This window comes from Allobosea sp. 10L417, from assembly GCF_056395485.1.
Genome location: NZ_JBFTJP010000001.1, coordinates 982,337 through 996,722 on the forward strand (window position 1 = coordinate 982,337; position 14,386 = coordinate 996,722).

The following is a 14,386-nucleotide window of genomic DNA, read 5'->3' on the forward strand; positions in this document are numbered from 1 at the left end:
CGAGCATCTCGTCCAAACAAAGGCTCCCGCGCTCATCCGGCAAGAGATTCTCGGGTCTGCGCTGCGCTCCGCCCGAGAATGACGCGGCGGTTCAAACCGCCTCCAGCACCAGCTCGAAAGTCATCAGCACCGGGTTGTCGCCGCGTTGCAGCCGGCCGCTCGCCAGCGCGCCGCTATAATCGACCAGCGCGACATCGATCGCCGCTTCGAATCCATTCGCGCCACGCGCCATCCGCCCTTCCGTGATCGCAACCTCGGTCGCAAAATTCTCGACCGCCCCGCCATCCGTGAACCGCGCCCCGATGGTCGAGCCGACGCCGCCATGAATCACCGCCTTGCGGATGCCTCGCTCGGCGCAGAACGCTTCGAGCGCTTCGCAGAAATCGACGTTCGGCTTCACGCGCAGCGCGAAGAAGCGCCCTGCTTCCGTCGCGTCCGCTGGCACCGACACCGGGCCGAACAGCTTGAAATGGGTCTCGTTGTCCGGCTCGGCCGTGAAAACCGCACCATCGAGACCAACCGCTTGCACCGTGATCGTCTCGGCCACAATCGTCTCGTCCGGCAGGATATGGCCGCCGCTGCGCTTGCCGTCGCCCTCCACCCACAAGGCATGAGCATGGAAGAACGGCGCCCCGTCGCGCCGGCCGAAGGTCATCGCGCCGACTTCGAGCCGTGCTCCGCCCGCCGGGCGGAAAGTGTCGCTGTAGAAAGCGGCATGCTCAGGCGTCTTCGACAGCGCCGGCATGACATAGGCGAAGGGCAAGAGCCTGAGCCCGTCGAGCTTCACCACGCCCGAGACGAAACCCTCTGCCGCGAAGCCGCTCCTCACCGCCTCCAGCAACGGCACATCGGCGGGCAGCGTCAGCGAAAAAGCACGCCCGTTGCATTCCACCCACTGGATGCGCTCGGGCGTGCCGGTGCCGGGCTGCTGGATACGCCTCACGACGCCTTCCCCTTCAGGAAGTCGAGCTCGCCGCGCTTCTCCAGCTCGTCCTTGACGAGGCGCTTGGGCACCTTGCCATAGCCCGATTTCGGCAGTGCCTCCCAGAACAGGAAGCGCTTCGGCATCTTGTAGCGGGCGATCTTCGGCCCGAGGAAATCCGCGATCTCGGCTTCCGTCGCGCTTTGTCCCCGCCTGGCAACGCAGACCGCGATGCCGATCTCGCCCCAGACCGGATCGGGCACGCCGAGCACCGCGACCTCGGCGATCGCCGGATGGGTCAGGATCTTCTCCTCGATCTCGCGTGGATAGATGTTCGAGCCGCCGGAGATGTACATGTCCGAGGCCCGGCCGGTGATATAGACGAAGCCCTGCTCGTCCATATGGCCGAGATCGCCGGTGCGGAACCAGCCATCGCGGAAGGATTTCGCATTGGCTTCCGGGTTGTCGTAATAGCCGGCGAAGACGGCAGGCCCGATCACGCAGATCTCGCCCTGCACGCCTGACCCGACCTCTTTCCCGTTCTCGTCCTGGATCCGGACCTGCATGCCGGTGCGCTCGAAGCCGCAGGTGCCGATGCGCGCATGCGGTCCGTCCTCCGGCTCATGCAGGGTCGGCGGCAGCACGGTGATGTTGCCGGTGACCTCGCCCAGCCCGAAATACTGCACGATCACCTTGCCGAGCTTTTTCAGCGCCGCTTTCTGATCCTCGCGATACATCGGCGCACCCGCATAGATGATGTAGCGCAGGCTCGAATGATCGTGGCTGTCGGCGGCGGGATGCTCGACCAGCATCTTCAGGATCGTCGGCACGGTGAAGATGTTGCTGACGCGGTGCTTGGCGATCAGCCGGTAGGCCTCGTCGATGTCGAAGCGCTCGGTCGACAGCAGGATCGAGGTCGCGCCGCGCGCCGACATCACCAGCTGGTGCACGCCCGCCCCATGCGAGAGCGGCGCCACCACCAGCGAGGCATCCTTCTCGGTCGAGCCCGGCACGAGGTCGCAGAGATGGTTGGTGATGACGAAGCCCATCTGGCCATGGGTCAGCACCGCGGCCTTGGAACGGCCGGTCGTGCCGGAGGTGAAGAAGAACCAGCAGGGATCGTCATGCTCGACCGCGGCGTTCTCGACCTTCTCGCCGCGATGGCGCGCGATGACCGCGCCGACCTCGTCCTCGCCGAAGGCCCCCTCCCCGATCCGCCATGTGAACTCGGGCGAGGGCTTCGCAGCCGCGACGGCCGCCGCGTGCTCCGGGAAGTCGCCATGGCAGAGAAAGCCTTTCGCGCCGGAGGCCGTGGCGAGGTAGGCAACCTCGTCCGGCAGAAGGCGGAAATTCGTGGGCACCCAGACGGCGCCGAGCCGGAAGGTCGCGAACATCGAGACGAACATCGCGTCGCAGTTCTTGGAATGGACGAGCACGCGGTCGCCCTTGCCGATGCCGCGCGCCTTTAGCCCCGCCGCCAGCGCCGAAACCTGCGCATCGATCTCGGCCCAGTCCAGCGTCCTGTCGCCCCAGATGAAGGCGGGATGCGCGGGCAGACGCCGCGCATTCTGCGTCACGATATGGGCGAGGTTCATCACCCGCCGCGTCATCGGCACGACGCCTCCGACGGGGGCTGCGGTTGCGGAGCTCATCTTGCGGCTCTCCCTGTCTCGATGGGGCGCGGCACAGCCGCGACAATGGGCTTGCCGCCCTGTTTGGAAACGAACATCTGCGCGAGCAGCGCCTCTATGCGGGCGCCTTCGCGCGCCAGCAGCCGCGAAAGCTCGGCCTGCCGGGCCGGCACCATCCGGCTGTCGATTGCGGCGATCGAGAAGGCCCCCGCCACGCGCCCATCCGGATAGCGGAAGGCACGCCCGATGCCCCAGGAGCTGGCGACGAGGCGGCCTGGGTTGAGCGAGAACCCGCGCTCGCGGGTCTCGGCGATATCGACCCTCATCGCATCCGGCGCAAAGCCGGGATAGCGCGCCAGCAACGCCGGCTCGTTGGCGGCGATGACGCGGTCCACATCGTCGTCCGGCAGTGCTGCGAACAATGCGAGGGAGCCGGCGCCGACGCCGAGCGGATGCTGGTCCCCGGTCTGGAGCGCATGAGTCCGCACCGGGTAGGTCCCCTCCTCGCGGTGCAGGCAGATCGCGTAGCTTTCGCGCCGGACAGTCAGGAAGCTCGTATCCTGCGTCTCGCCCGAAAGTCGGCGCAGGCTGTCCATCGCCAGTTCGAGCAGGCCGTGGCGGCGCGCTGCCAGCACGCCCAGCACGAAGGCCTCCTCGCCCAGGCAATAGCGCCGCGTCTGCGGTTCCTGCTCGACGAGCCCGGCCCGCATCAGCGCGAGCAGCAGCCGGCGTGTCGTCGGCTTGTTGAGCCCGCTGCCGGAGACGATCTCGCCAAGCGGCAGCCCCTCGGCCGGCTCCCGCCCGATCAGCGAGAGCAGCCCGAGCGCGCGGTCGACGCTCTGCGAGCCGGACAGGCCGGCTTCCTGCGCGGAACTCTGCGGCAAGCACTCCTCCACACAGTCCACGATATGGACCTCATTCTTATGCTCCAACCGTAGATGGGCGCTTTGCGGATTGCAACGCCGCAACCCTCGTGTAATCTGCTCGCCGTCCAGCTGCTCGTCTATTCACAGTGTGGACCGCAATCGACGCCGGCGACATCACAAGATCGGCGCGAAGGGAGGAACGGAACGATGGCCGTCAGGGCATCCCACATCACGGGCGAGTTGCGCCCGGCCAGCGGCATCTGAGGGCGCCGCATGAGCGATATCGCCGATACGCTGACGATCCCCGAGAATCTGAGCGAAAACGAGGATGCGCGCCCCGGCTCCGCGATCATGCGGCCGGTCGAGTTCGTCGCCGCCGCGCTCGTCGCCTTCATCATCGGCGTGCTGCTGCTCGGCGTCGTCTCGCGCTATGTCTTCGCGCTGCCCTTCGTCTGGGTCGACGAGGTCGCCTCGATCGCCTTCATCTGGCTCGCCATGCTCGGCGCCGCCATCGCCGTCGACCGCAACGAGCATCTGCGCCTGACGCTGTTCGTCGGCATGATGCCGGCACGCCTGCGCGAATTCGCCGAGACGCTGGCGCTGACCGCCGTCGCCGCCTTCCTCGCCGCGATGGTCGATCCAGCCATCGAATATGCGGTGGAAGAAAGCTACGTCACCTCGGCTGCGCTCAATATCCCCGTCAGCTGGCGCGTTTCGGCCATCGCCGTCGGCATCGTGCTGATGGGGCTGCTCACGCTGCGCTACCTCTTCAAGACTGCGCGCCTCGTCGACATCGCCGCATCAGCTCTGGTCGTCGGCGGCTTCGGCCTCGCCTTCTGGCTGCTCGGGCCGACCCTGAAGGGGCTCGGCTACTACAATATCCTGATCTTCCTGATCGGCGTCGTCGCCGCCTGCCTAGTTGCGGGCGTGCCGATCGCCTTCTGCTTCGGGCTGGGCACGCTCGCCTTCCTCGCCTTCTCGACCAATGTCCCGATGCTCGTGATGATCGGGCGCATGGACGAGGGCATGTCGAGCCTCATCCTGCTCTCCGTGCCGATCTTCGTGCTGCTCGGCTGCATCCTGGACGCCACCGGCATGGGCAAGGCGATCGTCGATTTCCTCGCCTCCCTGCTCGGTCATGTCCGCGCCGGCATGTCCTATGTCCTGCTCGGCTCGCTCTATCTTGTCTCAGGGATCTCGGGCTCCAAGGTCTCGGACATGGCGACGGTCGCGCCCGCGCTGTTCCCGGAGATGAAGCGGCGCGGCTACAAGCCCAAGGACCTGATCGCGCTGCTCTCGACCGGTGCAGCCATGGCCGACACCGTGCCGCCCTCGATCGTGCTGATCGTGCTCGGCTCGGTCGCCGGCGTCTCGATTGCCGGCCTGTTCAACGCCGGCTTCGTTATCGCCGGCGTGCTGCTCGTCGCGCTTGCCGGCCTCGCCCGCTGGAAAGCGGCGGCGGAGGACATGAAGGGCGTTCGCCGCGCCCCGCTCGCGGTCATCGGCAAGGTCGCGCTCGTCGCCGCGCCGGCCCTGGTCCTGCCCTTCATCATCCGCGCCGCGGTCGGCGGCGGCGTCGCCACCGCGACCGAGGTCTCGACCATCGCGGTGCTCTACGCACTCGTCATCGGCATCGTGCTCTATGGCGGCATCAGCCCGCGCAAATTCTATTCGATGCTCGTCGAGACAGCGGCTCTCTCCGGCGCGATCCTGATGATCCTCGGCACCGCGCTCGCCATGGCCTGGGCCCTGACCCAGACCGGCTTCGCCCGCGACCTCGCCAGCTTCATGGCGCATCTGCCCGGCGGCTGGCTCAGCTTCATGGCGGTGTCGATCGTCGTCTTCATGATCCTCGGCTGCGTGCTGGAGGGCCTGCCGGCGATCGTGCTGCTGGCGCCCTTGATGTTCCCGATCGCCAAGAGCCTCGGCATCAACGACGTGCATTACGCGATGGTGGTGGTCACCGCGATGAATATCGGCCTGATGGCGCCGCCGATCGGCATCGGCTTCTACATCGCCTGCAAGATCGGCAACGTCTCGCCCGACGAGGCGATGGGCGCGATCTGGCCCTATCTCATCGCCCTGCTCGTCGGCCTCGTCGTCATCGCCCTCGTGCCCGGCCTCTCGACCTGGGTGCTGTGAAGCTCACTGCCAACCATAAGAAACCTCAAGACAACAGACGCTCTCAAGGAGAAAACGCCCATGACCATCTCACGCCGCACCCTGCTCCAGGCGACAGCCGCAGCGTCCGCCATCGGCACCTTCCATATCGGCCGCGCCAATGCGCAGAGCGCCGAATTCACCTATAAATACGCCAACAACCTGCCCGTCGCGCACCCGATGAACACGCGCGCCAACGAGGCCGTGGCGAAGATCAAGCAGGAGACGAACGGCCGCGTCGACATCCAGATCTTCCCGAACAACCAGCTCGGCTCCGATACCGACATGCTGAGCCAGGTCCGCTCGGGCGGCGTCGAGTTCTTCACGCTCTCGCCGCTGATCCTCTCGACGCTGGTCGCCAATGCCTCGCTTTCCGGCATCGGCTTCGCCTTCCCGAATTACGACGCGGTCTGGAAGGCGATGGACGGCGAGCTCGGCGCCTATGTCCGCGGCCAGATCGGCAAGGCCAACCTCGTCGTCATGGACAAGATCTGGGACAACGGCTTCCGCCAGATCACCTCGTCCAAGGGCCCGGTCAACACGCCAGAAGACCTCAAGGGCTTCAAGATCCGCGTGCCGGTCTCCCCGCTCTGGACCTCGATGTTCACCGCCTTCCAGTCGGCTCCCGCCAGCATCAACTTCGCCGAGGTCTATACTGCCCTGCAGACCAAGATCGTCGATGGCCAGGAGAACCCGCTCGCGATCATCGCGACCGCCAAGCTCTTCGAGGTGCAGAAGTACCTCTCGCTGACCAACCATATGTGGGACGGCTTCTGGTTCCTGGCCAATCGCCGCGCCTGGGAGAAGCTTCCGGAAGACCTGCGCGCCATCGTCGCCAAGAACATCAACGCCGCTGCGTTGCTGGAGCGCGAAGACGTCGCCAAGCTCAATGCCGGCTTGCAGGGCGAGCTCGTCTCGAAGGGCATGGTCGCCAACGAGACCAAGGCCGACGCCTTCCGCGAGGCGCTGCGCAAGGCCGGATTCTACGCCGAGTGGAAGAAGAAGTACGGCGACGAGGCCTGGGGCATCCTGGAGAAGGCCGTCGGCAGCTCGCTGAGCTGATCCGTCCGCAACCGTCATTCTCGGGCGAAGCAAAGCTTCGACCCGAGAATCTCATGACCAGCCAGCTCTGGTATTCGAGATGCTCGGCTCGAGCCCGAGCATGACGGCGCTCCATCGGCGCGCCGTACCCTGCACAACGGAAAGAACTCCCATGGCCGACCGGCTGAAGGACAAGATCGCCATCGTCTTCGGCGCCGGCTCCTCCGGCCCCGGCTGGGGCAACGGCAAGGCGGCAGCCGTCGCCTATGCCCGCGAGGGCGCCGGGGTCGCCTGCATCGACCTGAACCTGGCCGCCGCCGAGGAGACCGCCGCCATCATCACCGGCGAGGGCGGCAGAGCGCTGGCGCTCGCCGCCGATGTGACGAATCTCGGCTCGGTCGAAGCCTGCGTCGCGGAAACCGCGCGGCATTTTGGCCGCATCGACATCCTGCACAACAATGTCGGCGTCACCCATATGGGCGGGCCGGTCGAGCTTTCCGAGGAGCAGTTCCAGGCCTCGCTCCAGCTCAATCTCGGCTCGGTCTATCGCTGCGCCAAGGCCGCGATTCCCGAAATGCTGAAGGGCGGCGGCGGCGCCATCGTCAACATCTCCTCGCTCGCGGCCATTCGCTGGACCGGCTATCCCTATTTCGCCTACTACGCGACGAAGGCGGCGGTGAACCAGGCGACGGTCGCGCTCGCGATGCAGTATGCGAAGCAGAACATCCGCGCGAACTGCATCATGCCGGGCCTGATCGACACGCCGCTGATCTACAAGCAGATCTCCTCGCAATATGCTTCCGTCGAGGAGATGGTCGCCGCCCGTAACGCGCAGGTGCCGATGGGCAGGATGGGCACCGCCTGGGACATCGCCCACGCCGCCGTCTTCCTCGCCTCTGACGAAGCGAAGTTCATCACCGGCGTCTGCCTGCCTGTCGATGGCGGCCAGAGCTGTACCGCCGGCCTGCCGGGCTGATATCGATTGTTCATTCCCCTACTGGAACGCTTGCTCCATTTACGCTTCGCTGCCAGAACTGTTGCAACAGGGACGGCAACGGACATCGAGAATGAGCGAAACCGCCGTTGCGGAACTGCCGCGTGATTTCGACGGCCTGCGCACGTTGATTCTCGCCCAGCGCGAGAGCCTTCCGAAGCGCATCGCCCAGATTGCGGCCTATGCGCTCGACAATCCCGACGAGATCGCCTTCGGCACCGCGGCGAGCATCGCGGTCTCCGCTGGCGTCCAACCCTCGACCTTGATCCGCTTCGCCCAGCATCTCGGCTTCGACGGCTTCACCAGTCTGCAGGTGGTCTTCCGCGAGCGGCTGCGCGAGCGCAATTCGAGCTATGAGGAACGCCTCAACACCTTGCGGGCCGGCGAAGGCCCGGCCGGCGCCCATCGCATTCTCGACGGCTTCCTCACCGCCTCGCGCAAATCGCTCGACGTGATGAGCCGCAGCATCGACGAGGGCACGCTCGACCGCGCCATCGAGCTGCTGGCCGGCGCCGAAACCATCTACATCCTCGCCCGCCGCCGCTCCTACCCGGTGGCGAGCTACGTCGCCTATGCGCTCGGCAAGCTCGGCGTCCGCTATCAGCTCGTCGAATCGGCGGCCGGGCTCGACCCCGAGATGATCGCCTTCGCCACCCCGCGGGACGCCGTGCTGGTCGTCAGCTTCTCGCCCTACGCATCGGCCACCGTCGAGGACGCGCGCGGCCTCGCCGAGCGCGGCGTGCCGCTCATCGCCATCACCGACAGCGCCTTCTCGCCGCTCGCCAGCTTCGCCCAGACCTGGTTCGAGGTGGCCGAGGCCGACTTCGGCGGCTTCCGCACGCTGTCCTCCACCATGGCCCTGGCCATGGCGCTCGCCGTCGGCATCGGCGACGCCCGCCGCGCCGGGCGCGGCCGCCGCCGCCGGTCGCGCGAGCAGGAATAGACATTCCGCATTGACGGAATAATGGAATTATTATTTCATGTCGCCAAGGCGGGGCCGTCAGGCCGCCCGCATGTCACCAGAAGCGACAAGGGCTGGAGGAGCATATGACGGGACCGCTCGGCGGATCGGCGCAGGCGCTCGACGTCATCACCATCGGCCGCGCCTCGGTCGATCTCTACGGCCAGCAGATCGGCTCGCGGCTGGAAGACGTCACCAGCTTTGCCAAATCGGTGGGCGGCTGCCCGGCGAACATCGCGATCGGCACGGCACGGCTCGGGCTGCGCTCGGCGCTCCTCACCCGCGTCGGCAACGAGCAGTTCGGCCGCTTCCTGCGCGAGCAGCTCGCCCGCGAAGGCGTCAATCTCGACGGCCTCAAGACCGACTCCGAACGCCTCACCGCGCTCGCCATCCTCTCGGTGGAGAGCGACAAATCCTTCCCGTTGCTGTTCTACCGCGAGAACTGCGCCGATATGGCGCTGGAGGAAGGCGATATCGATTCCGCCTTCATCGCGAAGGCCCGCGCCGTCGTCGTCACCGGCACGCATTTCGCCCGGCCCAAGCCCGAGGCCGCCCAGCGCAAGGCGATGAAGCTGATGCGCGAGAACGGCGGCAAGGTCGTGCTCGATATCGACTACCGACCCAATCTTTGGGGCCTTGCCGGCCACGACGCCGGCGACAACCGCTACATCGCCTCGCAGGCCGTCTCCGAGCGGATGAAGACCGTGCTGCCCGGCTGCGACCTGATCATCGGCACCGAGGAAGAGGTCCTGATCGCCTCGGGCGAGAGCGAGCTCTTGCAGGCGCTGAGGACAATCCGCTCCCTCACCCCCGCCACCATCGTGCTCAAGCGCGGCCCGATGGGCTGCATCGTCTATGAGGGAGCGATCCCGGACGATCTGGAGGACGGCATCGTCGGCAAGGGCTTCCCGATCGAGGTCTACAACGTCTTGGGCGCCGGCGACGCCTTCATGTCTGGCTTCCTGCGCGGCTGGCTCGGCGGCGAAAGCCTTCAGACAGCCGCGACCTGGGCCAATGCCTGCGGCGCCTTCGCCGTCTCGCGCCTGCTCTGCTCGCCGGAGAGCCCGACCTTCGAGGAACTGCAATATTTCCTCAAGAACGGCAGCCCGCACCGGGCCCTGCGCAAGGATGAGGCCATCAACCACATCCACTGGGCAACGACACGCCGGAGCGACATTCCTTCGCTGATGGCGCTCGCCTGCGACCACCGCGTCCAGCTGGAAGAGCTTGCGGCGAAGTTCGGCGCCGATCCGGCCCGCATCCGCGACTTCAAGGTGCTCGCGGTCAAAGCCGCCGCTCGCGTCGCCGATGGCCGGCCCGGCTACGGCATGCTGCTCGACGAGAAGCATGGGCGCGAGGCGATGTTCGAGTTTGCCCGCCATCCCTTCGCCTGGCTCGGCCGTCCCGTCGAGTTGCCGGGTTCGCGGCCCCTGCGCTTCGAGACGAGCCAGGACATTGGCTCGCTCCTGCCGGAATGGCCGGTCGATCACTGCATCAAGGCTCTCTGCTTCTATCACCCGGACGATCCCGCGGAGCTGAAGCAGACCCAGCAGGAGAAGCTGCGCGGCCTGTTCGAAGCGGCGCGCAAGGTCGGCCGCGAATTGCTGATCGAGATCATCGCGAGCAAGAACGGCGCGCTCGGGCCCGATACCATCGCCCGCGCGCTGGAGGAGATCTACGCGCTCGGCATCAAGCCCGACTGGTGGAAGCTCGAGCCGCAATCCTCTCCGGCCGCCTGGGCCGCCATCGAGCGCACCATCGCGAAGCACGACCCCTGGTGTCGGGGCGTGCTCCTGCTCGGGCTCGACGCCCCGGCCGAAGAGCTGGAGGCCGGCTTCGCCGCCACGGCCGGCACGCCCATCGTCAAGGGCTTCGCGGTGGGCCGCACCATCTTCATGGCCGCGGCGGAAGGCTGGCTCGCCGGCAAGCTCGACGACGAAGCGGCCATCGCCGATATGGCCAAGCGTTTCGAGGCGCTGACCGGCCTCTGGCTTGCCACGCGCGGCCGCAAGGCGGCCTAGTGCATCCGCCCGAAAAGTTTTCGGACCAAGCCGATGCTAAGAAGACTCCCGCTCGGAGATCGACGACCATGACTGCCACCGTCCGCCTCACCATGGCGCAGGCGCTGACGCGCTACCTCGCGGCGCAGATGACCGAAATCGACGGAGAGCGCCTGCCGATCTTCGGCGGCGTCTGGGCGATCTTCGGCCATGGCAACGTCGCGGGTCTCGGCGAAGCGCTCTGGCACGAGCGCGAGCGCCTGCCGACCTTCCGCGCCCATAACGAGCAGGCGATGGCACATGCGGCCATCGCATACGCCAAAGCGAACATGCGCCGCCGCTTCATGGCTGCGACCACCTCGATCGGCCCCGGCGCAACCAATCTCGTCACTGCCGCCGCGCTCGCCCATGTCAACCGCCTGCCGGTGCTGCTGCTGCCGGGCGATGTCTTCTCCAACCGCATTCCCGATCCGGTCCTCCAGCAGGTCGAGGATTTCGGCGACGGCACGGTCTCCGCCAATGACTGCTTCCGGCCCGTCTCGCGCTATTTCGACCGCATTACCCGGCCCGAGCAGATCATTCCGGCGCTCGCCCGCGCCATGCAGGTGCTGACCGACCCGGCCGAATGCGGACCTGTGACCCTCGCCCTCTGCCAGGACGTGCAGGCGGAAGCCTACGACTACCCCGAGAGCTTCTTCACCGAGCGCCTCTGGACACCGCGTCGGCCTCGCTCCGACCGCAACGAGCTGAAGGCCGCGGCCGAAGCGCTGAAGGCCGCGAAGAAGCCCCTGATCGTCGCCGGCGGCGGCGTGCTCTACTCGGATGCCTGCGACGAACTCGCCCGCTTCTCGGCCGCGACCGGCATCCCGGTCTGCGAGACGCAGGGCGGCAAATCCGCCCTGCCCGACGACAACGCGCTCAACTTGGCCGCCGTCGGCGTCACCGGCACGGAAGCCGCCAACCGGCTCGCCGCCGAGGCCGATCTCGTCCTGGCCGTCGGAACGCGGCTGCAGGATTTCACGACCGGCTCCTGGGCGCTGTTCGGCGCCGCGCAGAAGACGGTCATCGGCCTCAACGTTCAGCCCTTCGACGCCGGCAAGCATCGCGCCCTGCCTCTTGTCGCCGATGCCCGCGAGGGCCTGGCCGAACTGACTGAAGCCATCGGCGGCTGGAAGGCACAGGAAAGCTGGACGACCGATGCCAAGGCCGGCAAGGCCGAATGGCTGAAGGAAGCGGACAAGGCGACTGCCGCGTCCAATTCCGCCCTGCCCTCCGACGCGCAGGTCATCGGCGCGGTCCAGCGCGCGCTGGGCTCGGACGTCGTCCTGCTCCACGCTGCCGGCGGGCTGCCCGGCGAATTGCACAAGCTCTGGCAGGCCGGCTCGCCCGGCTCCTACCACGCCGAATACGGCTTCTCCTGCATGGGCTACGAGATCGCCGGCGGGCTCGGCGCCAAGATGGCGAGGCCGGACAAGGAAGTCGTCGTCATGGTCGGCGACGGCTCCTATCTCATGCTCAATTCCGAGATCGCGACCTCGGTCATGCTGGGCCTCAAGCTCACGATCGTGTTGCTCGACAATCGCGGGTACGGCTGCATCAACCGCCTCCAGAATGCGACCGGCGGCCAGAGCTTCAACAACCTGCTCAAGGATAGCAGGCATGAGACGCTGCCGGAGATCGACTTCGTCGCCCACGCCGCCAGCATGGGGGCGATCGCGACCAAGGTCGCCTCCGTCGCCGAACTCGAAACCGCGCTGGCGCAGGCGAAGGCCAACACCCGCACCACCGTCGTGGTCATCGACACCGACCCGCTGATCTCGACCGGTTCCGGCGGCGCCTGGTGGGACGTCGCCGTGCCCGAGGTCAGCGACCGCATGGAAGTCCGCACGGCGCGGGCAAACTACGATACGCAGCGCAAGCGTCAGCACATCGGCAACTGAAGCCGTTCCCATAGGCGAGAAAGACCCGACACATGATCCGCATCGGCGCGAACCCCATCGGCTGGTCGAACGACGACATGCTCGAGATCGGCGGCGACATCCCGCTCGAAACCTGCCTGAAGGAGGCTCGCGAAGCCGGCTTCACCGGCATGGAACTCGGCAACAAGTTCCCGCGCGAAGCCGCCAGGCTGAAGCCGATCCTCGACGCGCACGGCCACGCGCTGGTCTCCGGCTGGTACTCGACCGAGTTGCTCGTCCGCGACGTCGCTGCCGAGATGGCAGCGGTTAAGGCTCACGCGACGCTGCTGCGCGACATGGGCTGCTCGGTGCTGATCGCCGCCGAGACCTCGAATGCGATCCACTCCGACATCGCCAAGCCGCTCTCGGCCCGCCCCGTCCTGCCCAAGGCGCGCTGGGACGATTTCGGCGCGCGCTATACCAACTTCGCCGAGGCGGTGAAGGCGGAGTACGGCCTGCAGCTTGTCTATCATCATCACATGGGCACGGTGGTGCAGACCGAGGCCGAGATCGACCGGTTCATGGGCGTCACCGGCGCGGCTGTCGGCCTCCTGCTCGATACCGGCCACGCCACCTGGGGCGGCGGCGATCCCGCTCGCATCGCCCGCCACTGGAAGGCGCGCATCCACCACGTCCACTGCAAGGATATCCGCGAGGAGGTGATGTGGCGCTCCAACCGCGAGGACTGGTCCTTCCTCGAATCCGTGCTCGCCGGCGTCTACACCGTGCCGGGGGACGGTCTGATCGACTATGTCCGCGTGCTGAGAGAGCTCTGGGATTACTCCGGCTGGATCGTGGTCGAGGCCGAGCAGGATCCGAAGAAGGCGGAGCCCGCCCGCTACGCCAAGCTCGGCCATGCCAATCTGACGCGCTTCATCAAGGAAGCGGGTCTGGTCTGAATACAGCGTCATTCTCGGGCGAAGCGAAGCGCAGACCCGAGAATCTCTTGCCGGAGATGCTCGGGTCGAACCCGAGCATGACGAGCCCACCAAGAATGCGCTGGAGAGCCCCCATGTCCCGTCTCAAGGTTCGCCCGCACGGCGCCCACGGCCGCGTCACCCATGTCACGCCGGAAAATGCCGGCTGGACCTATGTCGGCTTCGATCTGCATCGCCTGAAGCCGGGCGAGACCGTCTCCGCCCCGACGGGCGATCGCGAGGCCTGCCTCGTCTTCGTGACCGGCAAGGGCAAGGCCACGGCCGGTGGCCAGACGCTGGGCGAACTCGGCCAGCGCATGAGCCCCTTCGAGGGCAAGCCCTGGTCGGTCTACGTCCCGCAGGGCTCGGACTGGTCGGTCACCGCCACCACCGATCTTGAGCTGGCGATCTGCACGGCGCCTGGCCTGCGTGGCGGCCTGCCGGTGCGCGTCATCGCACCAGACGATCTCGGCCAGGAGATCCGTGGCAAGGGTTCCAACACCCGCCACGTCACCAACATCCTGCCGGAAGGCGAGCCGGCGGATTCGCTGCTCGTCGTCGAGGTCATCACCCCCGCCGGCAACACCTCGAGCTACCCGCCGCACAAGCACGATCGCGACGAGCTGCCGCAGGAATCCTACCTCGAAGAGACCTATTACCACCGCCTCAACCCGCCGCAGGGCTTCGGCTTCCAGCGCGTCTATACGGATGACCGCAGCCTGGACGAGGCCATGGCGATCGAGGACGGCGATGTCGTGCTGGTCCCGAAGGGCTATCACCCCTGCGCCACCTGCCACGGCTACGATCTCTATTATCTCAACGTTATGGCCGGCCCGAAACGGACCTGGAAATTCCACAACGCGGCCGAGCATGAGTGGCTGCTGAAGAGCTGATTGTTGGCTCCGTGCGAGCGGGGCTCAATCCGGAATGAGCCGG

At 66.8% G+C, this 14,386-nt stretch carries 11 protein-coding genes; 8 read left to right on the top strand and 3 right to left on the bottom strand.

Going from position 1 to position 14,386, the window contains the following annotated elements:
* Window positions 1-91 precede the first annotated feature (91 nt).
* From AC1DE3_RS05020 to AC1DE3_RS05030, 3 genes are read right to left on the bottom strand one after another with little or no spacing between them, the layout of a single operon-like run.
* Window positions 92-943: a PCC domain-containing protein gene (locus tag AC1DE3_RS05020; protein ID WP_476780316.1), complete on the bottom strand. Its 852-nt coding sequence runs from the start codon at window positions 941-943 to the stop codon at window positions 92-94.
* Window positions 940-2,574, bottom strand: coding sequence for an acyl-CoA synthetase (locus AC1DE3_RS05025; RefSeq protein WP_476780315.1), 1,635 nt, complete (start codon window positions 2,572-2,574; stop codon window positions 940-942). The genes AC1DE3_RS05020 and AC1DE3_RS05025 overlap by 4 nt, the downstream gene beginning before the upstream one ends.
* Complete coding sequence (locus tag AC1DE3_RS05030) at window positions 2,571-3,437, bottom strand: IclR family transcriptional regulator (RefSeq protein ID WP_476780314.1); 867 nt, start codon at window positions 3,435-3,437, stop codon at window positions 2,571-2,573. Before AC1DE3_RS05030 ends, AC1DE3_RS05025 begins: the two co-directional genes overlap by 4 nt.
* Window positions 3,438-3,692: 255 nt before the next feature.
* Between AC1DE3_RS05030 and AC1DE3_RS05035 the strand changes: the two genes are divergently transcribed.
* The 8 genes from AC1DE3_RS05035 to iolB all read left to right on the top strand — a co-directional run bounded on the left by AC1DE3_RS05035 (window position 3,693) and on the right by iolB (window position 14,343).
* Complete coding sequence (locus AC1DE3_RS05035) at window positions 3,693-5,561, top strand: TRAP transporter large permease (RefSeq protein ID WP_476852121.1); 1,869 nt, start codon at window positions 3,693-3,695, stop codon at window positions 5,559-5,561.
* Window positions 5,562-5,621: 60 nt separating this feature from the next.
* Entirely contained in the window at window positions 5,622-6,641 is a 1,020-nt protein-coding gene (locus AC1DE3_RS05040) for a TRAP transporter substrate-binding protein (RefSeq protein WP_476780312.1), read from the top strand.
* Window positions 6,642-6,792: 151 nt separating this feature from the next.
* Entirely contained in the window at window positions 6,793-7,596 is an 804-nt protein-coding gene (locus AC1DE3_RS05045) for an SDR family NAD(P)-dependent oxidoreductase (RefSeq protein ID WP_441510329.1), read from the top strand.
* 91 nt (window positions 7,597-7,687) lie between these two features.
* Window positions 7,688-8,557 (top strand): MurR/RpiR family transcriptional regulator, encoded by an 870-nt coding sequence (locus AC1DE3_RS05050; protein ID WP_441510330.1) that lies wholly within the window; start codon window positions 7,688-7,690, stop codon window positions 8,555-8,557.
* A gap of 104 nt (window positions 8,558-8,661) precedes the next feature.
* Complete coding sequence (locus tag AC1DE3_RS05055) at window positions 8,662-10,596, top strand: bifunctional 5-dehydro-2-deoxygluconokinase/5-dehydro-2-deoxyphosphogluconate aldolase (RefSeq protein ID WP_476780311.1); 1,935 nt, start codon at window positions 8,662-8,664, stop codon at window positions 10,594-10,596.
* Window positions 10,597-10,664: 68 nt separating this feature from the next.
* Complete coding sequence (gene iolD / locus AC1DE3_RS05060; RefSeq protein WP_476852122.1) at window positions 10,665-12,515, top strand: 3D-(3,5/4)-trihydroxycyclohexane-1,2-dione acylhydrolase (decyclizing); 1,851 nt, start codon at window positions 10,665-10,667, stop codon at window positions 12,513-12,515.
* A gap of 32 nt (window positions 12,516-12,547) precedes the next feature.
* Window positions 12,548-13,432 (top strand): myo-inosose-2 dehydratase, encoded by an 885-nt coding sequence (iolE, locus tag AC1DE3_RS05065; protein ID WP_441510333.1) that lies wholly within the window; start codon window positions 12,548-12,550, stop codon window positions 13,430-13,432.
* 113 nt (window positions 13,433-13,545) lie between these two features.
* Entirely contained in the window at window positions 13,546-14,343 is a 798-nt protein-coding gene (gene iolB, locus AC1DE3_RS05070; RefSeq protein ID WP_476780309.1) for a 5-deoxy-glucuronate isomerase, read from the top strand.
* Window positions 14,344-14,386: the final 43 nt, after the last annotated feature.